The following is a 19,305-nucleotide window of genomic DNA, read 5'->3' as shown; positions in this document are numbered from 1 at the left end:
CGGAGGCCCTGCCCGGCAGGCAGCCGCCGACGGCGCCATTTCCCCACCCAATAGGGCGGTTTGCCCCGTTCCGGGGACGAGGAATTCGTCACTGAAGCCACTTCTCGCTCAGGCGGGCGGCTAATGTGAACGCTCCAGTGCCCCGGCTGCGCGGACCGTCCTGGCGTCGCGCACGGTGGTGACCAGTACGCGCGGACACCCTCTGGAGGGGAGGGCGCCGCGTGGCCCGGACGGAGGATTCGGACGAGCGTGGACGCGCAGAGCCGTGGGCGGGCGGACGATGTCGACCCCGCAGACCAATGGATAATCAACCCGGCCACCGGTGAGTACGAACTGCGGCTGGGCTCCTCCGCACCGCAGTCACCCCTCCCGGGCCCCCGCCGCAGCGGCCACCACCCCGTCAACGCCGGCGCCGACGCCGCAGTGTCCGGCCGTGTCCGGGCTCCCGGCCGTGAGGTCCCGCCGCCGCGGCGGCGCGATGCCCCCGAGGTGCCGCCCGGACGGCGCGGCAACCGGCCGCCCCAGCGCAGGCCGAGGACGAGGAAGGCCCTGCTGTGGGCGGGCGGGGCGATGGCGTTCGTGGTGCTCGCCACCGGAACGGCCGGCTACGTCTATCTGAAGCACCTCGAGGGCAACGTCCACACGACCGACGTCGGTGACGCGGGCTCGGGCGACTTCAGCAAGGACGAGGCCTTCAGCATCCTGGTCCTCGGCACCGACAAGCGCACCGGCGCGGGCAACGAGGGATACGGCGACAAGAACAGCGTCGGGCACGCCGACACCACGATCCTGCTGCACGTCTCCCAGGACCGCACCAACGCCACCGCTCTGAGCATCCCGCGCGACCTCATCGTCGACATCCCCGACTGCCCCACCACGCTGGAGGACGGGACCCGGAAGGTGATCCCGGGGCTGCAGGGCGCCCGGTTCAACCGCAGCCTGGGCGAGGGCGGCCGGGACCCGGGCTGCACGATGCGCACCGTGGAGGAGGCCACCGGCATCCCCGTCGACCATTTCATGATGGCCGACTTCAACGCGGTCAAGACCCTCACCACGGCGGTCGACGGCGTCAAGGTGTGCCTGCAGCACGCGGTCGACGACAGGCAGTCGAAGCTGAGGCTGCCGGCGGGCGAGTCGACGGTGGCGGGCGAGGACGCCCTCGCCTTCGTCCGTACCCGGCACAGCTTCGGCAACGAGGGCGACCTCGACCGGATCAAGGTGCAGCAGCACTTCCTGGCCTCGCTGATGCGCAAGATGTCCTCCGGCGACACCCTCACCAGCCCCACCAGGCTGCTGAAGCTGGCCGAGGCCGCCACCGAGGCGCTGACCGTGGACACCGGTATCGGCAAGGTGAGCACGCTCAAGGACGTCGCCCTGGAGCTGAAGAAGGTACCGACGAAGAACATCTCCTTCACCACGGTGCCGGTGCGGGACAACCCCGCGGAGACGGTGAAGGCGACCGTCGTCCTCGACGAGGCCAAGGCACCCCCGCTCTTCGCGGCGATCGCGAACGACGTGTCGCTGACCGAGGTCAAGCGGCAGAAGAAGGAGAAGAAGACCGCCGTCGCCGCCCGCCTCAAGGGCCCCAAGGCGGAGGCCTCCGAGGTCCGGGTGCAGGTCTTCAACGGCGGTGCCCCGTCGGGCAGCGCCCAGCAGATGCTCAACCGGCTCCAGCTCGAGGAGGGCGTCAGCAAGTCGGAGAACGCCGGCAACGCCCCGAAGACGCTGAAGAGGACCACCCTCGAGTACGCGCCCGACCAGGCCGACCAGGCCCGCCGCCTCGCCGACATCCTCGGCCTGTCCGGATCCGGGATGAAACCCGGCGAGAGCGCCACCAACTCCCAGGGTCTGCCCGCGATGACGCTGACCCTCGGCGAGGACTTCACGGACGCCGGGGCCCGGCTCGACGGCTCCGCGGCAGGGGCTTTGGACGTGGAGAAGTCCACGGCCGACAAGGTGCAGTGCGCGAGCTGACATTCAGCCGAGCACATGCGGAACCCTGGCCAAAAGTTGTTGAATCGGTTGCGTTCCGCGTGCAACTGAAGGGCCCGTCGTGCGTCTAACACAACGCAGGACGGGCCTTGTTCCATGACGCGAGGAGTTTCCAGGGTGGGGAGGACGGCGGCAGTGACGCAGAGCGCCGCGCGGAGGACACTCCGCGACGACCGGCGTGAACCGGACGGCGGCGCGGCCGACGGCCCGTCCGACAAGGCGTCCGACAACGACGGCGGGGACATACCGGCGTCCGGTGCGGACGGCGGCCACCGCCCGCGGCGCCGGATGCTCAAGTGGTTCGCGGCGGTCCTGGCGTTGCTCCTCGTCGGCTCGGCCGGGGCCGGCTACGTCTACTACCGGCACCTGAACGACAACATCAAGCAGAACCCGCTGAACCTGGGCGACAACAAGGTCGCCCAGCCGACGCCGAACGCCGCCGGACAGACCCCGCTGAACATCCTGCTGATCGGCTCCGACGCCCGGGACAGCGAGGAGAACCAGAAACTCGGCGGCGCCCGCGAGACGTTCGGCGCGACACCGCTGGCCGATGTGCAGATGCTGCTGCACCTGTCCGCCGACCGGACCAACATGTCCGTGATCAGCATGCCCCGCGACACCCTCGTCCAGATCCCCAAGTGCACCGACCCCGAGGACGGGACCGTGTACGAGGCGAGCAAGGGGCGGGTCATGACCAACCAGAGCCTCGGGCACGGCGGTCCGGGCTGCACCGTGGCCACTTGGCAGGAGCTCACCGGCATCCACATCGACCACTTCGTCATGGTCGACTTCGCCGGCGTGGTCTCCATGGCGGACGCCGTCGGCGGCGTCCCGGTGTGCGTGGACGCCAACATCCTCTCCCGCGACAGCAAGGGCCACGGCTCCGGGCTGAAGCTGAGCGAGGGCACCCACCCCGTCAAGGGCGAGCAGGCCCTGCAGTGGCTGCGTACGCGCTACGGCTTCGAGGACGGCAGTGACCTCGCCCGCGCCAAGGCCCAGCACATGTACATGAACTCACTGGTCCGCGAGCTGCGCGAGAACGCCACCCTGAGCAGCCCCAACAAGCTGCGCAGGCTGGCCGAGGAGGCCACCCGGGCGCTCACCGTCGACCCCGGCCTCGACACCGTCAAGAAGCTCTACGACCTCAGCGACGAGCTGCGCAAGGTGAAGCCGGAGCGCGTCACCATGACCACGATGCCGAACCGGTACGTGGGCGCCCGGGTGGAGCCGACCGAGGACGCCGAGCAGCTCTTCCGGCTGGTCCGTGAGGACATCGCGCTGGACGGCAGGGACCAGAAGTCGGCGCGGGCCGCGGAAGCGGCGAAGGAGGCCACGTCCACCGAACCGGCCGCCCCCGACGCCGAGATCGCGGTCCAGGTCGTCAACGGCACCCGCACCGACGCCCTGGCCGCGGCGTCCGGCCGCGCGAGCGCCGTGACCGGGATCCTGCGGGAGACGGGCTTCACCGGTGCGTTCGCCGGCACCGCCGGCTCCCTCAGCAGGGAGCGGACGACGGTGCGGTACCCGAGCGCCGACCTGGAGGGCGACGCGCACCGCGTCGCCGAGGCCCTGGGGATTCCGGCGAGTTCGGTGCAGCGGTCCACCGACGTCTCCGGAGTCACGCTCGTCGTGGGCGCCGACTGGCGTGAGGGGACGACGTACGAGGCCCCCGAACAGGACGACACCACCCCCGAGTCGGCCGAGGCCCTCAACGGCGCGGACGACACGGCCTGCATGAAGGTCAACCCGGCCTTCACCTGGTCCTGACACCGCGGACACCACGGGCCTCCTTCCCGAGTCCGGGAAGGGGGCCCGTGGTGTCCGCGGGGCAGACGGGTCAGGCGGCCGGGGCGTCCGCGTGGACCGCGGGCCGCCGGGAGGCGATGACCTTCTTCGCGAGCGAGCGCGGGCTGGTCAGGAAGCCCCAGCCCCACGACATGTGCATGGTGCCCAGCGCCACCGGTATCCGCAGCCGCGCCTTCAGCGGCAACCCCTTGCCGGCGGGTACGGAACCCAGCACGATCGCCGCGAGGTACCCGCCGGGCACCACGAGGCCCCACGGCGTGAGCGCCGCGCCCACCACGGCTCCGGCCGCGATCGCGCACACCGCGGCCGGCGGGGCCAGATACCGCAGGTTGATGGAGCCGGAGTGGTAGCGGGCGACGACGTGCCGCCACCGGCCGTAGTCCTTGTACTGCTTGGCCAGCGCCCGCACGCTCGGCCGCGGCCGGTACGACACCTTCAGCTCCGGCGAGAACCAGATCAGCCCGCCGGCCTCGCGGATACGGAAGTTCAGCTCCCAGTCCTGGGCGCGGATGAACTCGACGTTGTAGCCGCCCTGCCGCTCCAGCGCCTCGCGCCGGAACACCCCGAGGTAGACGGTCTCGGCGGGACCCGCCGTGCCGCCGGTGTGGAAGGCCGCGTTGCCGACGCCTATCCGCGAGGTCATCGCGGCGGCGACCGCGTGCTCCCAGTCGTTCTCCCCCTCGGCGTGCATGATGCCGCCGACGTTCTGCGCGCCGGTCTCCTCCAGGAGGCGTACCGCGGTGGTGATGTAGCCCGGCGAGAGCATCCCGTGCCCGTCGACGCGGACCACGATCGGATGGCGCGAGGCCTTGATCGCCGCGTTGAGGGCGGCCGGGGTGCGGCCGGTCGGGTTGGGCACGGTACGCACCCGCGGGTCCTCGGCCACGAGTTCGGCGGCGATCTCGTCCGTGCGGTCCGTGGACGGACCGAGGGCGATCACGACCTCCATCTCGCCGGCGTACTCCTGGGCGAGGATCGCGTGGACGGCGCCACGCAGATACCTTTCCTCGTTGAGGACGGGCATGATCACGGAAACGGCGGGGTGCCGCACGTCGGGATTGGCGTTCATAGGGGCCTCACGTTACCGCGAACGGGGGACAGCGGTGCGCGCGCCGGGTGCGGCTGCGCCGGGCCGCAGATCGTATCGGCCTACGGTGCTCAAGATCCCGGGCACGGCCCCGTACGGAGCCGCGGCCCTCGTCCGGCCCCCGTCCGGAGGTGTCTCCCTGTTGCCCCCGCAGCCGCCGTCTCCTCACCCTCGTCCCCGCCCGCGCCCGCGCCCCCGTCCCCGCACCGAGCCGCAGCGCCGCCCGCGACCGCCCGGCCGGGGCGGTCCGAGACCGGCGGGACGCCGGAGACCTCGCTGGGGCATGCGGGCGGTGACCACCCTGTCGGTCGTGGTGCTCGCCTCCGCCGGCATCGGGCACGCGGTGGTCACCAGCCTCGACTCGGGAATCGACCGGGTCGACCCGTTCCGGGACATGAAGAACCGCCCCGAGGCCGGCCACGGCATGAACATCCTGCTCGTCGGCACGGACGGCCGCGAGAAGATCGGCACGGAGGAGCGGCGGAAGTACCGGCTCGGCGGGGCGCCCTGCAACTGCACCGACACCGTCATGATCGTGCACATCTCGGAGGACCGGGAGCGGGCCAGCGTCGTCAGCCTGCCGCGCGACTCGTACGCCATGACGCCCCCGCACACCGACCGGGTGAGCGGCGAGGAGCACGAGGGGCACCCCGTCAAGCTGAACGCGGCGTACGCGGAGGGCGGGCCGCAGCTGACCGTGCGCACGGTGGAGAAGATGACCCGGGTGAAGATCGACCACTACCTGGAGCTCGATTTCACCAGCTTCATGAAGACCGTCGACGTGGTCGGCGGCGTCGAACTGTGCACCACCGAACCGCTGAAGGACAGCCACACCGGCCTCGACCTGCCCGCCGGCCGGCACACCCTGCGGGGCGGCGAGGCCCTGCGGTACGTACGCGCCCGGCATGTCGACGGCGCCTCCGACCTCGGCCGGATGAAACGCCAGCAGCGCTTCATGGCGGCGCTGGTGGACCGGGCCACGTCCTCCGGGATGCTGCTGAACCCGATGAAGTTCCGGGACGTGACGCGCGCGGTGCTCGGTTCGGTCCGCGCCGACAAGGGCTTCGGCACCGACGAACTGCTGGACCTGGGGCGGGCGATGCGGAACTTCTCGCCCTCCTCCTCCGAGTTCACCACCGTGCCGCTCGCGAGGACGGGAATCACGGTCAAGGGCCTCGGCTCGGCCCTGAAGTGGCACCCCGAGAAGTCGCAGCGCATCTTCGAGGCGCTGCGCGAGGACAAGCCGCTCTCCACGCACTCCTCGCCCGACGCGGCGCTGCGCGTCCCGGTGGACCCCCGGCAGATCCGCGTCCAGGTCGAGAACGGCACCGGGATCCAGGGCCTCGGCCGCCGCGTGGACGCGGCCCTCGCGGCGACCGGCTTCAACACCACCCGCGCCCCCGCCAACGCGGCGGACCACTCCGTACGGCGGACCGTCGTCGCCCACGACCCCCGCTGGGACCGCTCCGCGAAGTCCCTCGCCGCCGCCCTGCCGGGCAGTGAACTGCGCGCGGTGAAGGGCCAGGGCGCCACCCTGAAGGTGATCGCCGGCAGCGACTTCGAGAAGGTCCGCAAGGTCCGGGCCGAGGACCCCGGGAAGGACGAGTTCGGAGTGGTGCGGGGCGACGAGGTGGAGTGCTCGTAGGCCCGCGACGCAGGTGCGTGACGGAAGCCCGCGACGCAGGTGCGTGACGGAAGCCCGCGACGCAGGTGCGTGACGGAAGCCCGCGACGCAGGTGCGTGACGGAAGCCCGCGACGCAGGTGCGCGGCGGGGATGCGCACGGCCCTTCCGCACGGGACGGGGAGCTCGGCCGGATCAGCCGGGACGGGGGCTCGGCCGGATCGGCCGGGTCAACCGGATCAGTCGGATCGGCCGGGTCAGTCCTCGATCCCGTCCGCCGCCCGCTTCTCGCGCAGTTCCATGATGGCGCGGCGGCGGGCCAGGCGGTGGGTGCGGCGGATCTGGGCCTCCTGGCCGCGGCGCCGGTCCCGCTCGGTCTCCGGTATCACCGGCGGCACCCGGCGCGGCTTGCCGTCGGCGTCGACGGCCGCGAAGACGAGGTAGGCGGAGCCGACTTGAGTGGCCGGGGTGGACTCGTTCCAGCGCTCGGCCAGGACCCGCACGCCGATCTCCATGGACGTCCGGCCGGCCCAGTTGACCTGTGCCTTCACATGGACCAGGTCGCCGACCCGGACCGGCTCCAGGAAGGCCATCTCGTCCATGGAGGCGGTGACGGCGGGCCCTCCGGAGTGGCGGCCGGCGACCGCGCCCGCCGCGTCGTCGACCAGTTTCATGATCACGCCGCCGTGCACCGTACCCAGCAGGTTGGTGTCGTTGTGGGTCATGATGTGGCTGAGGGTCGTCCGCGACGCCGCGATGGGCTTGCCCGGGATGTCGGGACTCTCCACGGGTGCGGCTGGAGCCTGATCTGTCATGACCTCCACCTTATGCCGTGGCCGCATCCGGGAAGTTTGTGTCAGCTTGGCAACGGTGCTGCTGCTATTTTCCGGTGGCCATGACGGCGCGCGGCCCGGACCTGCACACTGTTGCGCATGACTAACTGGCCCGAGGCATGGCCTCAGGACGACCGCGGCGCCCGCTACGGACGCGGAAGCGGGAACGCGCGGCCCGAGAGCGCCCGCGTCATGCGGCAGGTCCGTCGCGGTCCGGCGGTCCCGCCCGGCCAGGGGGCGTACGGCGGCGGAGTGCCGCAGCAGCCGTCGTACGTGGACGGCCGCGGGCACGGCGGTCACAGTGACTATGCGAGCGACTACAACACCGGCCAGGTCTACGGGTCCCCCGCCGGGGGCGGCTACGGCGGACCGGGCGACGACGGCCGTTACGCGCACGGTCCCGCGCCGGACTGGCGCCGCCGCATCAAGCTGACGTCGATCACGGTCGCGACGCTGCTGGTCGTGACGACCGTCGGCACCTACTTCTGGGCCGACTCCAAGCTGAACCGCGAGGTCGACCTGTCCATCGTCATCGACCGGCCGGAGGCGGGCGAGGGCACCAACTACCTGATCGTCGGCTCCGACAGCCGGGCCGGGCTGACCGACGAGCAGAAGAAGAAGCTGCGCACCGGGTCCGCCGAGGGCAAGCGCACGGACTCGATGATGATCCTGCACACCGGCAGCAACGGTCCCACCCTGATCTCGCTGCCCCGCGACTCGAACGTGGAGATACCCACCTTCAAGGGCTCCGAGTCCGGCAAGACGTTCCAGGGCACGGGCCGGCAGGTGAAGCTGAACGCCGCGTACGCGGAGGACGGTCCCGAACTCCTGGTCCGCACGGTCGAGTTCAACACGGGTCTGCACATCGACCACTACGTCGAGATCGGCTTCGCCGGCTTCGCGAACATCGTGGACGCGGTCGGCGGCGTGGAGATGGACATCCCGCAGGACATCAAGGACACCAAGTCCGGCGCCGACTTCAAGAAGGGCAAGCAGACCCTGAACGGCGAGGAGGCCCTCGCCTTCGTCCGCACCCGGTACGCGCTGGCCGGCTCCGACCTGGACCGCACGAAGAACCAGCAGAAGTTCCTCTCCGCCCTCTCGAGCCAGGTGGCGACGCCGAGCACGGTCCTGAACCCGTTCAGGCTGTACCCGACCATGGGCGCGGGCCTGGACTCCCTGATCGTCGACGAGGAGATGGGCCTGTTCGACCTGGCCGGCATGTTCTGGGCGATGAAGGGCGTCAGCGGCGGCGACGGCACCTCGATGAACATGCCCCTCGCGGGTTCCTCCGGCAGCAACCTGCTCTGGGACAAGGCGAAGGTCAAGCAGTTGGTGACCCAGCTGAACAACGACGAGAAGGTCACCGTCAAGGGCGACTGACCCTCAGGACGGACCGACACGGCCGAGGACACCGGCGAACGGTGCCCTCGGCCGTGTCGGACGGCGGTGTCACATCGTGGCGCCCGCCATGGCGCGGCAGGACTCGGCACAACGGCGGCAGGACTCCGCGCAGCGCGTCATCCGCTCGTCGTCCGGCATGGACATGCACGCCTCGGCGCTCAGGTCACAGGCCTTGGCGCACATCGCGCACATCTCGGTGGCGAGCGGCGAGCGGCGCATCATCATGTCGGCGCACATGCGGGTCATCTCGGAGCAGTCCATGAGGGCCCGCATGATCCGCGTGGGGGCCTGGTCGGTCATCTGCAGACAGGAGCTCATGGTCTCCTCGCAGATGCTGTGGCAGGACATGCACGCGTTGACGCAGTCCTGCATCTCCTTGCTCATCGGGGTCGCGGCGGCAGACTGCTGGGTCATGATTCCTCCCGGGGGCGGCGAGGGCCGGAGTGCACCCCCGCCCTTCCGTCCTACGCCTGCCGCCCCATGAGCACCACAGGAGGGGCGCACCCCGCCGTCACGGCAGGTTGCGGGCCATCACGATCCGCTGGACCTGGTTCGTGCCCTCGTAGATCTGCGTGATCTTCGCGTCGCGCATCATGCGCTCGACCGGGTAGTCGCGGGTGTAGCCGTAGCCGCCGAGGAGCTGGACGGCGTCCGTGGTGACCTCCATGGCGACGTCGGAGGCGAAGCACTTGGCGGCGGCGCCCTGGAAGGTGAGGTCCGCATCGCCGCGCTCGGACTTGGCGGCCGCCGCGTAGGTGAGCTGGCGGGCGGCCTCGATCTTCATGGCCATGTCGGCGAGCATGAACTGCACGCCCTGGAAGTCGGCGATCGGCTTGCCGAACTGCTTGCGCTCCTTGACGTAGCCCTTGGCGTAGTCGAGGGCGCCCTGGGCTATGCCGAGGGCCTGGGCGGCGATGGTGATGCGGGTGTGGTCGAGGGTCTTCATCGCCGTGGCGAAGCCGGTGCCCTCCTCGCCGATCATCCGGTCGGCGGGGATGCGGACGTTGTCGAGGTAGACCTCGCGGGTGGGCGAGCCCTTGATGCCGAGCTTCCTCTCCGGGGCGCCGAAGGAGACGCCCTCGTCGGACTTCTCGACGACGAAGGCGGAGATGCCCTTGGAGCGCCGGGTGGGGTCGGTGACGGCCATGACCGTGTAGTACTCGGACTCACCGGCGTTGGTGATCCAGCGCTTCACGCCGCTCAGGACGTAGGTGTCGCCGTCGCGGACCGCCTTGGTCTTCATTCCGGCCGCGTCGGAGCCGGCGTCCGGCTCGGAGAGGCAGTACGAGAACATGCCGTCGCCCTGGGCGAGCGGGGCCAGGTACTTCTTCTTCAGCGCCTCGGAACCGGAGAGGATCACCGGGAGGGAGCCGAGCTTGTTCACGGCGGGGATGAGCGAGGAGGACGCGCAGACGCGGGCCACCTCCTCGATCACGATGACGGTGGCGAGCGCGTCGGCGCCCGCGCCGCCGTACTCCTCGGGCACGTGGACGGCGTGCAGGTCGTTGGCGCGGAGCGCGTCGAGCGCCTCCTGCGGGAAACGGGCCTCCTCGTCCACCGCGGCGGCGTACGGCGCGATCTTCGCCTCGGCCAGCGAGCGGACGGCGTCACGGAGCATGTCGTGCTCCTCGGACGGGCGGTACAGGTCGAAATCAGCCGATCCGGCCAAGGTCTCTCACTCCAAAGACGACGAGGGCGACGAAGGCGACGCTCTGATGATGCTAACTACCGTTAAGTAACTCCCATAGTAGAACTCCCGCCCGCACGGACGTACGTGAGTTTGCCGACAACGACCGGATCGCCCGCTGCGGCGCGCTCACCGCCCCCGGTTATGCTCAGGCCCGCACCACCTGCCGTATACCCCTTGGAGCACGCATGGCCCTCAGGATCACCGTGATCGGCACCGGTTACCTCGGTGCGACACACGCCGCGGCCATGGCGGAGCTCGGGTTCGAGGTACTGGGCCTCGACGTCGTGCCGGAGAAGATCGAGATGCTCCGGCGGGGCGAGGTCCCGATGTACGAGCCGGGGCTGGAGGAGCTGCTGCGCCGGCATGTGGCGGGGATCGAGGGGTCCACCGGCAGGCTGCGGTTCACCATGGACTGGGCCGAGGCCGGGGCGTTCGGCGACGTCCACTTCGTCTGCGTGAACACTCCGCAGCGGCACGGCGAGTACGCCTGTGACATGTCGTACGTCGACTCCGCGTTCGCCTCGCTGGCCCCGCACCTGACCGGCCCGGTGCTGGTCGTCGGCAAGTCGACCGTGCCGGTGGGCTCCGCCGACCGGCTGGCCGCCTACCTGGCCGAGCACGCCCCGGCCGGCGCGGACGCCGAGCTGGCCTGGAACCCGGAGTTCCTGCGCGAGGGCTTCGCCGTCCAGGACACGCTGCACCCGGACCGGATCGTGGCGGGCGTGCGCAGCGAGCGGGCGGAGAAGCTGCTGCGGGAGGTGTACGCCACACCGGTCGGCGAGGGCACCCCGTTCGTGGCGACCGACTTCCCGACCGCGGAGCTGGTGAAGACCTCCGCGAACTCCTTCCTGGCCACCAAGATCTCGTTCATCAACGCCATGGCCGAGCTGTGCGAGGCCACCGGCGGCGACGTGGCCAGGCTGGCGGAGGCCATCGGGTACGACGACCGGATCGGCCCGAAGTTCCTGCGGGCCGGCATCGGTTTCGGCGGTGGGTGCCTGCCGAAGGACATCCGGGCGTTCATGGCGCGCGCCGGTGAGCTGGGCGCGGACCAGGCGCTGACCTTCCTGCGGGAGATCGACTCGATCAACATGCGCCAGCGCGGCCGGATGGTGGAGCTGGCTTTGCAGGAGCTGGGCGGCGGGGCGTTCCTGGGCAAGCGGGTCGCGGTGCTGGGCGCCACCTTCAAGCCGGACTCGGACGACGTACGGGACTCGCCGGCGCTGAACGTCGCCGGCCAGATACACCTCCAGGGCGGCCAGGTCACCGTGTACGACCCGAAGGGCATGGACAACGCCCGGCGCCTCTTCCCCACCCTGGGATACGCGGACTCGGCGCTCGAGGCGGTGCGCGGTGCCGACGTGGTGCTGCACCTGACGGAGTGGCGGGAGTTCCGCGAGCTGGACCCGGCGGTGCTGGGCGAGGTCGCGGCCCAGCGGCTGGTCCTCGACGGGCGCAACGCCCTGGACGCCGAAGCCTGGCGCCGGGCCGGCTGGCGCTACCGCGCGATGGGCCGCCCCACCGCCTGACGGAACGGATGACGCCGGTTCGGCCGAGGCTCAGTCGGCCGAACCGGCGTCCCCTGCATTCTGCACCACGGGGTGGGCCGGGCGGGGCCCGTGGGGCCCATCGGCCCCACGGGCTCCCCTTCAGGCCCCCTTCGCGCGGTAGCGGCGCATCTTGGCGCGGGCCCCGCACACCTGCATGGAGCACCAGCGGCCGCGCCCGGCGGGACTGCGGTCGTAGTACGCCCAGTGGCAGTCGGCGGCCTCGCAGGCCTTCAGCCTGGTCCAGGTGCCCGCCGTGACCGCTTCCGCCACCGCCGCCGCGACCCGGGAGAGCAGGGGCCCCTCGTCGACGGGGGCGAGGGCGGCGGAGCCGTCCGCCGGGTCGACGGTGACCACCAGCGGGGCGCGCGCGAGCAGCGCGCCGAGCGGGACGACCTCGCGGTGCGGCGGATGGCCGGCGTGGGCGAGCAGGACCGCGCGCAGCGCCTCGCGCAGCCCGCGGGCCGCCTCGACGCCCGCCGCGTCGCCCTCCGCGAGCCCGAAGCGGGCGCGGCCGTCCGCCGTGTCCAGCGCGTCGGCGCCCGTCTCCAGGTCGAGCGTGTTGACGAGGCCCTCGACCAGGACCAGTCCACCGGGCGCAGCCGATCTCTCACTCATGTCCGGACGGTACCTTTCGCGTTCCCGTGCGTTTCCCCTTGCGACGTTACCCCTTGTGCGCCAGCATGGAGTAACGGTTACCGGCTACCCGCATGTACGGGTAACCGAGGGATTCGAGGAGGAAGTCATGTCCGTTGCCAAGGTGGGCGCCGTCGTCCTGGACTGCCCCGATCCGCGTGCGCTGGCCGGTTTCTACGCCGAGGTGGTGGGCGGCACGATCGTGGACGAGGGCGACTGGGTGGACCTCCGGGTGCCCGGCGGACCCACCCTCGCGTTCCAGGCGGCCCCCGGACACGTACCGCCCCGCTGGCCGGCGCCCGACCACTCGCAGCAGTTCCACCTGGACCTGACCGTCGAGGACCTGGACGCCGCGGAGAAGGAGGTACTGGCGCTCGGCGCGAAGCCGCTGGAGACGGAGGACCGCTCGCGGACCTTCCGGGTCTACGCGGACCCGGCGGGGCACCCGTTCTGCCTGTGCGCCTGCTGAACCGGGCGGGGACGGGAAACGGGGGCGGAGGGCGGGTACGTACCCGCCCTCCGCCCCCGTTCAGGTGCGCCGGTGCGCCGGCGTGCTCAGCCGTCGAGCGACCCGATGGTCGCGTGGGACGGTCCACGGGTCGCCCGGAGCTCCCGGGCCGTGTCCTCGGCGTCGCCCAGGACCCGTACCGCGTTCTGCCAGGTCAGCTTGGCCAGGTCGGACCTGGACCAGCCGCGGTCGTGCAGTTCGGCGATCAGGTTCGGGTAGCCGGAGACGTCGTTCAGGCCGTCCGGGGTGAAGGCGGTGCCGTCGTAGTCGCCGCCGATGCCGAGGTGGTCGACGCCGGCCACCTCACGCATGTGGTCCAGGTGGTCGGCCACCGTGGCCACGGTGGCGACCGGGCGCGGGCGGCGCTCCTCGAAGGCCGCGTGCACCTTCATCGCCTCCGCGGTGGTCTCCAGGTGGTGGAAACCGTGGGCGCGCATGTTCTCGTCGGCCTCGGCCGTCCAGTCGACCGCCGCCTGGAGCACGAACTTCGGCACGAACGTCACCATCGCGACACCGCCGTTGGCGGGCAGCCGCTCCAGTACGTCGTCCGGGACGTTGCGCGGGTGGTCGCAGACCGCGCGGGCGGAGGAGTGGGAGAAGATCACCGGCGCGGACGTGGCGTCCAGCGCGTCCCTCATGGTCGTGGCGGCGACGTGCGAGAGGTCGACCAGCATGCCGAGCCGGTTCATCTCGCGGACCACCTCACGGCCGAACGCCGACAGGCCGCCCACACCGGGCTCGTCCGTCGCCGAGTCCGCCCAGTCCACGTTGTCGTTGTGGGTGAGGGTCAGATAGCGCACGCCGAGGTCGTACAACCCGCGCAGGGTGCCGAGGGAGTTGGCGATGGAGTGGCCGCCCTCCGCTCCCATCAGCGAGGCGATACGGCCCTGTCCGCGCGCGGCCTCCAGGTCGGCTGCGGTCAGCGCGGGCGCCAGGTCCTGCGGGTACCGGGCCAGCAACTGCCGTACGCAGTCGATCTGTTCCAGGGTGGCCGGCACCGCGTCGGGCAGGTCCGCGCGGACGTACACCGACCAGAACTGGGCGCCCACGCCGCCCGCGCGCAGCCGGGGGATGTCGGTGTGCAGGTGCGCGGACTGGTCGTCGGCGATGTCGCGGGCGTCGAGGTCGTAGCGGACCTGTTCGCGCAGTGCCCAGGGCAGGTCGTTGTGCCCGTCCACGACGGGGAAGTCGGCGAGGAGGGCGCGGGCGGCGTCGAGCGAGGCACCGTCGGGAGTGGTCACGGGGCTCACTTCCCGAAGCCGAAGCCGTTGCCGGAGCCTTCGGCCTTGGCGCGCAGGCGCTTGCCCTTCTCCGTGGCCTGGTCGTTGAGGTCCTGCTGGAACTCCCGCATCCGGCCGAGGAGTTCCTCGTCGTGGGCGGCGAGCATGCGGACCGCCAGCAGACCCGCGTTGCGGGCGCCGGCCACCGAGACGGTGGCGACCGGGACGCCGGCCGGCATCTGCACGATGGAGAGCAGGCTGTCCATGCCGTCGAGGTGCTTCAGCGGCACCGGGACGCCGATCACGGGCAGCGGGGTGACCGAGGCGAGCATGCCGGGCAGATGGGCCGCGCCGCCCGCACCCGCGATGATCACCTTCAGTCCCCGGTCCGCAGCCTGCTCGCCGTAGGCGATCATCTCGCGGGGCATGCGGTGCGCGGAGACGACGTCGACCTCGTGGTCGATCTCGAACTCGGCGAGGGCCTTGGCCGCGGCCTCCATCACCGGCCAGTCCGAGTCCGAACCCATCACGATGCCGACCACGGGGCTGGGGCTCATTCGGTGATCGTGCCTCTCAGGTAGTCGGCTGCGTGACGGGCGCGCTCCAGCACGTCGTCCAGGTCGTCGCCGTAGGTGTTGACGTGGCCGACCTTGCGGCCGGGCTTCACGTCCTTGCCGTACATGTGGATCTTCAGCTGGGGGTCGCGGGCCATGCAGTGCAGGTACGCGGAGTACATGTCGGGGTAGTCGCCGCCGAGGACGTTGGCCATGACCGTCCACCTGGCGCGCGGGCGCGGGTCGCCGAGCGGGAGGTCGAGGACGGCGCGGACGTGGTTGGCGAACTGGGAGGTGATCGCGCCGTCCATGGACCAGTGGCCGGAGTTGTGCGGGCGCATCGCGAGTTCGTTGACCAGGACGCGCCCGTCGCGGGTCTGGAACAGCTCCACGGCGAGATGGCCGACGACGCCGAGTTCCTTGGCTATCGTCAGCGCCATCTCCTCGGCGCGCAGCGCGAGGTCCTCGTCGAGGCCGGGGGCGGGGGCGATCACCGTGTCGCAGACGCCGCCGACCTGCCGGGACTCGACGACCGGGTAGGCGACGGCCTGGCCGTGCGGGGAGCGGACCACGTTGGCGGCCAGCTCGCGTACGAAGTCGACCTTCTCCTCGGCCAGCACCGGGACGCCGGCCCTGAAGGGCTCGGCGGCCTCCTCGGCGGAGTCGACGACCCACACGCCCTTGCCGTCGTAGCCGCCGCGGACGGTCTTGAGGACGACCGGGAAGCCCGCGCCCTCCGCCGCGAACGCGGCGACGTCCTCGGCATCGGCGACGATGCGGTGCCGCGGGCAGGGCACGCCCATCGCGTCGAGCTTCGCGCGCATCACGCCCTTGTCCTGGGCGTGCACCAGCGCGTCAGGGCCGGGGCGGACGGGGATGCCGTCGGCCTCCAGGGCCTTGAGGTGCTCGGTGGGCACATGCTCGTGGTCGAAGGTGATCACGTCGCAGCCGCGCGCGAAGGCGCGCAGCGTGTCCAGGTCGCGGTAGTCGCCGACGACGACATCGCCGACGACCTGCGCCGCGGAATCCTGCGGAGTGTCACTGAGGAGTTTGAACCTGATGCCGAGCGGGATGCCCGCCTCGTGTGTCATACGAGCGAGCTGCCCCCCGCCGACCATGCCGATTACCGGGAACGTCACACCCCCAGGATATCGGTCGAGCCACGGTGGCCGGTTCCACGACGGTTTCCGGCCCCCTCCGTCGGTCGGCCCGCGCTCCCCGGCCTTTCACCGGTCGTTCCCGGACGGTCTGCGGCCGGGAGGGCCGTCCGCAGGAAGATCACGGGAAGGGGTGGTTAGCATGGTGTGGTTGACGCCACTCTGACGCCACACTACGGACGGGGGCCGGCACGACCATGGGACGCGGTTCCTCGGGGCCTTCGACAGCCCCGGCCCCGCGCGGCACCGTGCGCCACCGCCTCGATCGGCTCGTCCGTGAGGTCGTGAAGTTCGGCGCGGTCGGCGGGGCCGGGCTGCTGGTCAATCTCCTCGTGTTCAACCTGGTCCGGCAGGTGACCGACCTCCCGGTGGTACGGGCGAGCATCATCGCGACCGTCGTCGCGATCGTCTTCAACTACCTGGGCTTCCGCTACTTCACCTACCGGGACCGCGACAGGTCCGGACGCACCAAGGAGATGTCGCTCTTCCTGCTGTTCAGCGTGGTCGGTCTGGTGATCGAGAACGGTCTGCTGTACACGGCGACGTACGGGTTCGGCTGGGACAGCCCGCTGCAGAGCAACGTCTTCAAGTTCCTCGGCATCGGTGTCGCCACCCTGTTCCGCTTCTGGTCCTACCGCACATGGGTGTTCCGCGCGCTGCCGGCCCGCGAGCCGGGCGCCGGGAGCGCGGCGGCAGTGGGCGCGGGCCCCGTCGCCAGGGGCGGGGCGAAGCCGCCCGCCCGGCAGCGCGTGCCGTAGGCGCCGACGGCCCCGGCCTCGTCCGCCCGCCCCCCTTCTCGGACCGCCCGTTCCGTCCGCTACCTGACCGTGCGGCGGTCCTCGTCCCGGGACTTCCGCGGCGGGGTACGGGACAGGAACAGGCCGAAGACCGGGGGCTTGGCCTGGAGCATCTCCAGCCGGCCGCCGTCCGCCTCCGCGAGGTCCCGGGCGACCGCGAGGCCGATGCCGGTGGAGTTGTGGCCGCTGATCGCCCGTTCGAAGATGCGGGCACCCAGTTCCGCGGGCACCCCGGGGCCCTCGTCCGTGACCTCCACGACGACCTGGTTGCCGGTGACCCGGGTGCGCAGGGCGACCGTGCCGCCGCCGTGCATGAGCGAGTTCTCGATCAGGGCGGCCAGCACCTGGGCGACCGCGCCCGGTGTGCCCACCGCCCGCAGGTTCCGCTTGCCGGAGCTGACGACGGCACGGCCGACACCGCGGTAGGCGGGACGCCACTCGGCGAGCTGCTGCTGGATCACCTCGTCGAGTTCGAAGGTGACCGCGGAGCCGTTGCGCGGGTCGCGGGCGTTGGTCAGCAGCCGCTGCACCACGTCCGTGAGGCGTTCCACCTGCGTCAGCGCGATGGTCGCCTCCTCCTTCACCGTGTCCGGGTCGTCGGTGAGGGTGATCTCCTCGAGGCGCATGGACAGGGCGGTGAGGGGGGTGCGCAGCTGGTGGGAGGCGTCGGCGGCCAGTCGCCGTTCCGCGGTCAGCATGCGGGCGATGCGCTCGGCGGAGGAGTCCAGCACGTCCGCGACCCGGTCCAGCTCGGGGACGCCGTACCGCCGGTGGCGGGGGCGCGGGTCGCCCGAGCCGAGGCGCTCGGCGGTCTCCGCGAGGTCGGTCAGCGGGGAGGCGAGCCGGTTGGCCTGGCGGACCGCCAGCAGCACCGCGGCGATCACCGCCAGCAGCGCCACCAGCCCGATGATCAGCAGCGTACGGCCGACCTCCCGGGTCACCGAGGAGCGCGGCTCCTGGACGGTGACCGTCTCGCCCTCCTCGCCCGGGGCCGTGGCGCTGATGACGTCGCCGTCGGGCTTGTCGCCCACCTCGATGGGCGCCCTGCCGGGGATGCGGATGACGGCGTAGCGGTCCTCGGTGATCTGGTCGCTCAGGACCTCGGCGGTGACCTTCTCCTCGACGAGCAGCCGGCTGTCGACGATGCTGGCCAGCCGTACGGCCTCGGACTCGACCCGCTCCCTGGCGCTCTCGCTGATGGTGCGGGTCTCCACGATCACCAGGGACACGCCGAAGACGGCGATCACCACGAGCACCACGGCGAGCGTGGACTGGATCAGTCGGCGGCGCATGACCTCTTACCTGAAAGAACCCCCTGCGGTGGCGGGGTTCAGCTCTTCTCGAAGCGGAAACCCACGCCCCGGACGGTCGCGATGTAGCGGGGGTTGGCCGCGTCGTCACCGAGTTTCTTGCGCAGCCAGGAGATGTGCATGTCCAGGGTCTTGGTGGACGACCACCAGGTGGTGTCCCAGACCTCGCGCATCAGCTGGTCGCGGGTGACGACCCGGCCCGCGTCCCGGACCAGGACCCGTAGCAGGTCGAACTCCTTCGCGGTGAGCTGGAGTTCCTCCTCGCCCATCCACGCCCGGTGCGACTCGACGTCGATGCGCACGCCGTGGGTCGCGGGCGGCGGCTGCGGCTCGGTGGCACCGCGCCGCAGCAGGGCCCGTACCCGGGCGAGCAGTTCGGCGAGCCGGAACGGCTTGGTGACGTAGTCGTCGGCACCGGCGTCCAGACCGACGACGGTGTCCACCTCGTCGGCGCGCGCGGTCAGGATCAGGATGGGAACCGTGTGGCCGTCGGAACGCAGCCGGCGGGCGACCTCCAGGCCGTCCATGCCGGGCAGCCCGAGGTCCAGCACCACCAGGTCGATGCCGCCCTGCAGGCCCGCGTCGAGCGCGCTGGGTCCGTCCTCACGCACCTCCACCTCGTAGCCCTCCCGGCGCAGGGCGCGGGCCAGCGGCTCCGAGATGGACGCGTCGTCCTCGGCGAGCAGTACACGGGTCATGCACTGATGGTAGTCCCGTCGCGACACGGTCCGGGGCGTGATCACGACGACCGGTCCGCACCGCGCGCGCACCCGTCTCCCCCCTCGGGGACCCGCGAAAGGGACCTGGAACTGTGGGGTGCGATCCGGAAAATAACCTTCGAATGAGTGATCAAGGTTCCCCTCGAACCTGTGATCCCCGTCTCAAGTCCTTCCATATCGGGCACTGTCCTGCCGTATGGTGAACCAACGCCTGTTGCACCACGGGGACCTTTGGCGCAGTTGCCGCTGAAGGTCTCTTTTGCGTGCCGGCCGGCTTCCCGCCGGCCTCGTAAGCAATGACCTATGGCCGGGCCGATACGCACATTGACGCGCGTAGAGGCGTGGATCCCGGTGGTCGCCGTCCCCCGCTGCGTGATCCGGAGCGGACTCCCCCGGGGCGTGGGGTGGACGGCACGGCCCGCC

At 71.3% G+C, this 19,305-nt stretch carries 17 protein-coding genes; 7 read left to right on the top strand and 10 right to left on the bottom strand.

Features of this window, described 5'->3' with window-relative positions:
- Positions 1-249: 249 nt before the first annotated feature.
- A complete protein-coding gene (locus tag ACTWJ9_RS19950) occupies positions 250-1,974 on the top strand; it encodes an LCP family protein (protein ID WP_443294522.1) in 1,725 nt (574 codons plus the stop codon).
- Positions 1,975-2,127: 153 nt separating this feature from the next.
- Positions 2,128-3,759, top strand: a complete 1,632-nt coding sequence (locus ACTWJ9_RS19945) for an LCP family protein (protein ID WP_387037159.1) — start codon at positions 2,128-2,130, stop codon at positions 3,757-3,759.
- A 70-nt stretch (positions 3,760-3,829) separates the two neighbouring features.
- Here the strand turns inward: ACTWJ9_RS19945 and ACTWJ9_RS19940 are convergent, their stop codons facing one another.
- Positions 3,830-4,867: a glycosyltransferase family 2 protein gene (locus ACTWJ9_RS19940; RefSeq protein ID WP_279335601.1), complete on the bottom strand. Its 1,038-nt coding sequence runs from the start codon at positions 4,865-4,867 to the stop codon at positions 3,830-3,832.
- 160 nt (positions 4,868-5,027) lie between these two features.
- Between ACTWJ9_RS19940 and ACTWJ9_RS19935 the strand changes: the two genes are divergently transcribed.
- Complete coding sequence (locus tag ACTWJ9_RS19935; protein ID WP_443295901.1) at positions 5,028-6,530, top strand: LCP family protein; 1,503 nt, start codon at positions 5,028-5,030, stop codon at positions 6,528-6,530.
- 234 nt (positions 6,531-6,764) lie between these two features.
- Here the strand turns inward: ACTWJ9_RS19935 and ACTWJ9_RS19930 are convergent, their stop codons facing one another.
- Positions 6,765-7,322 (bottom strand): acyl-CoA thioesterase, encoded by a 558-nt coding sequence (locus ACTWJ9_RS19930; protein WP_279335599.1) that lies wholly within the window; start codon positions 7,320-7,322, stop codon positions 6,765-6,767.
- 117 nt (positions 7,323-7,439) lie between these two features.
- Here ACTWJ9_RS19930 and ACTWJ9_RS19925 point away from each other — a divergent pair, with 117 nt between their 5' ends.
- Positions 7,440-8,723 (top strand): LCP family protein, encoded by a 1,284-nt coding sequence (locus ACTWJ9_RS19925; protein WP_443294521.1) that lies wholly within the window; start codon positions 7,440-7,442, stop codon positions 8,721-8,723.
- 69 nt (positions 8,724-8,792) lie between these two features.
- Here ACTWJ9_RS19925 and ACTWJ9_RS19920 read toward each other — a convergent pair whose 3' ends face one another.
- Positions 8,793-9,158 carry a four-helix bundle copper-binding protein gene (locus tag ACTWJ9_RS19920; RefSeq protein ID WP_279335597.1) on the bottom strand — a complete coding sequence of 122 codons (366 nt, stop codon included), beginning with the start codon at positions 9,156-9,158 and terminating at the stop codon, positions 8,793-8,795.
- Positions 9,159-9,255: 97 nt separating this feature from the next.
- The gene (locus ACTWJ9_RS19915) at positions 9,256-10,413 is read right to left on the bottom strand and encodes an acyl-CoA dehydrogenase (protein ID WP_279335596.1); all 1,158 of its coding nucleotides are present in this window, start codon (positions 10,411-10,413) and stop codon (positions 9,256-9,258) included.
- A 206-nt stretch (positions 10,414-10,619) separates the two neighbouring features.
- Between ACTWJ9_RS19915 and ACTWJ9_RS19910 the strand changes: the two genes are divergently transcribed.
- Positions 10,620-11,963 (top strand): UDP-glucose dehydrogenase family protein, encoded by a 1,344-nt coding sequence (locus tag ACTWJ9_RS19910; RefSeq protein ID WP_279335595.1) that lies wholly within the window; start codon positions 10,620-10,622, stop codon positions 11,961-11,963.
- A gap of 120 nt (positions 11,964-12,083) precedes the next feature.
- Here the strand turns inward: ACTWJ9_RS19910 and ACTWJ9_RS19905 are convergent, their stop codons facing one another.
- On the bottom strand, positions 12,084-12,599 hold the full coding sequence (locus tag ACTWJ9_RS19905; RefSeq protein ID WP_387037148.1) for a CGNR zinc finger domain-containing protein: 516 nt from the start codon (positions 12,597-12,599) through the stop codon (positions 12,084-12,086).
- 127 nt (positions 12,600-12,726) lie between these two features.
- Between ACTWJ9_RS19905 and ACTWJ9_RS19900 the strand changes: the two genes are divergently transcribed.
- Positions 12,727-13,086, top strand: coding sequence for a VOC family protein (locus ACTWJ9_RS19900; protein WP_202280613.1), 360 nt, complete (start codon positions 12,727-12,729; stop codon positions 13,084-13,086).
- Between the two features lie 86 nt (positions 13,087-13,172).
- Here ACTWJ9_RS19900 and ACTWJ9_RS19895 read toward each other — a convergent pair whose 3' ends face one another.
- The 3 genes from ACTWJ9_RS19895 to ACTWJ9_RS19885 are packed head-to-tail and all read right to left on the bottom strand — an operon-like array spanning position 13,173 to position 16,038.
- The gene (locus ACTWJ9_RS19895; protein ID WP_443294520.1) at positions 13,173-14,366 is read right to left on the bottom strand and encodes a dipeptidase; all 1,194 of its coding nucleotides are present in this window, start codon (positions 14,364-14,366) and stop codon (positions 13,173-13,175) included.
- A gap of 5 nt (positions 14,367-14,371) precedes the next feature.
- Positions 14,372-14,902, bottom strand: coding sequence for a 5-(carboxyamino)imidazole ribonucleotide mutase (purE, locus tag ACTWJ9_RS19890; RefSeq protein ID WP_279335591.1), 531 nt, complete (start codon positions 14,900-14,902; stop codon positions 14,372-14,374).
- Positions 14,899-16,038 (bottom strand): 5-(carboxyamino)imidazole ribonucleotide synthase, encoded by a 1,140-nt coding sequence (locus tag ACTWJ9_RS19885; protein WP_279335590.1) that lies wholly within the window; start codon positions 16,036-16,038, stop codon positions 14,899-14,901. The genes purE and ACTWJ9_RS19885 overlap by 4 nt, the downstream gene beginning before the upstream one ends.
- Before the next feature lie 215 nt (positions 16,039-16,253).
- Here ACTWJ9_RS19885 and ACTWJ9_RS19880 point away from each other — a divergent pair, with 215 nt between their 5' ends.
- Positions 16,254-16,814, top strand: coding sequence for a GtrA family protein (locus tag ACTWJ9_RS19880; protein ID WP_279335589.1), 561 nt, complete (start codon positions 16,254-16,256; stop codon positions 16,812-16,814).
- 59 nt (positions 16,815-16,873) lie between these two features.
- On the opposite strand, the gene ACTWJ9_RS19875 is transcribed toward ACTWJ9_RS19880, so the two are convergent.
- Together ACTWJ9_RS19875 and ACTWJ9_RS19870 are read right to left on the bottom strand one after the other, a co-directional pair.
- A complete protein-coding gene (locus ACTWJ9_RS19875) occupies positions 16,874-18,145 on the bottom strand; it encodes an ATP-binding protein (protein WP_279335588.1) in 1,272 nt (423 codons plus the stop codon).
- Positions 18,146-18,183: 38 nt separating this feature from the next.
- Positions 18,184-18,861, bottom strand: a complete 678-nt coding sequence (locus tag ACTWJ9_RS19870; protein ID WP_279335587.1) for a response regulator transcription factor — start codon at positions 18,859-18,861, stop codon at positions 18,184-18,186.
- Positions 18,862-19,305 lie beyond the last annotated feature (444 nt).

The organism is Streptomyces sp. GDS52 (genome assembly GCF_052246875.1).
Classification (GTDB): Bacteria; Actinomycetota; Actinomycetes; order Streptomycetales; family Streptomycetaceae; genus Streptomyces; species Streptomyces cathayae.
The sequence above is the reverse complement of the archived record's forward strand: the minus strand, read 5'-3'. Positions and strand labels throughout refer to the sequence as shown.

Bases quoted from the DNA above. Each gene is read 5' to 3' on its own strand.
- ACTWJ9_RS19940 (WP_279335601.1), bottom strand. From the start codon at position 4,867: ATGAACGCCAATCCCGACGTGCGGCACCCCGCCGTTTCCGTGATCATG.
- ACTWJ9_RS19930 (WP_279335599.1), bottom strand. From the start codon at position 7,322: ATGACAGATCAGGCTCCAGCCGCACCCGTGGAGAGTCCCGACATCCCG.
- ACTWJ9_RS19925 (WP_443294521.1), top strand. From the start codon at position 7,440: ATGACTAACTGGCCCGAGGCATGGCCTCAGGACGACCGCGGCGCCCGC.
- ACTWJ9_RS19920 (WP_279335597.1), bottom strand. From the start codon at position 9,158: ATGACCCAGCAGTCTGCCGCCGCGACCCCGATGAGCAAGGAGATGCAG.
- ACTWJ9_RS19910 (WP_279335595.1), top strand. From the start codon at position 10,620: ATGGCCCTCAGGATCACCGTGATCGGCACCGGTTACCTCGGTGCGACA.
- ACTWJ9_RS19905 (WP_387037148.1), bottom strand. From the start codon at position 12,599: ATGAGTGAGAGATCGGCTGCGCCCGGTGGACTGGTCCTGGTCGAGGGC.
- ACTWJ9_RS19900 (WP_202280613.1), top strand. From the start codon at position 12,727: ATGTCCGTTGCCAAGGTGGGCGCCGTCGTCCTGGACTGCCCCGATCCG.
- purE (WP_279335591.1), bottom strand. From the start codon at position 14,902: ATGAGCCCCAGCCCCGTGGTCGGCATCGTGATGGGTTCGGACTCGGAC.
- ACTWJ9_RS19880 (WP_279335589.1), top strand. From the start codon at position 16,254: ATGGGACGCGGTTCCTCGGGGCCTTCGACAGCCCCGGCCCCGCGCGGC.
- ACTWJ9_RS19875 (WP_279335588.1), bottom strand. From the start codon at position 18,145: ATGCGCCGCCGACTGATCCAGTCCACGCTCGCCGTGGTGCTCGTGGTG.
- ACTWJ9_RS19870 (WP_279335587.1), bottom strand. From the start codon at position 18,861: ATGACCCGTGTACTGCTCGCCGAGGACGACGCGTCCATCTCGGAGCCG.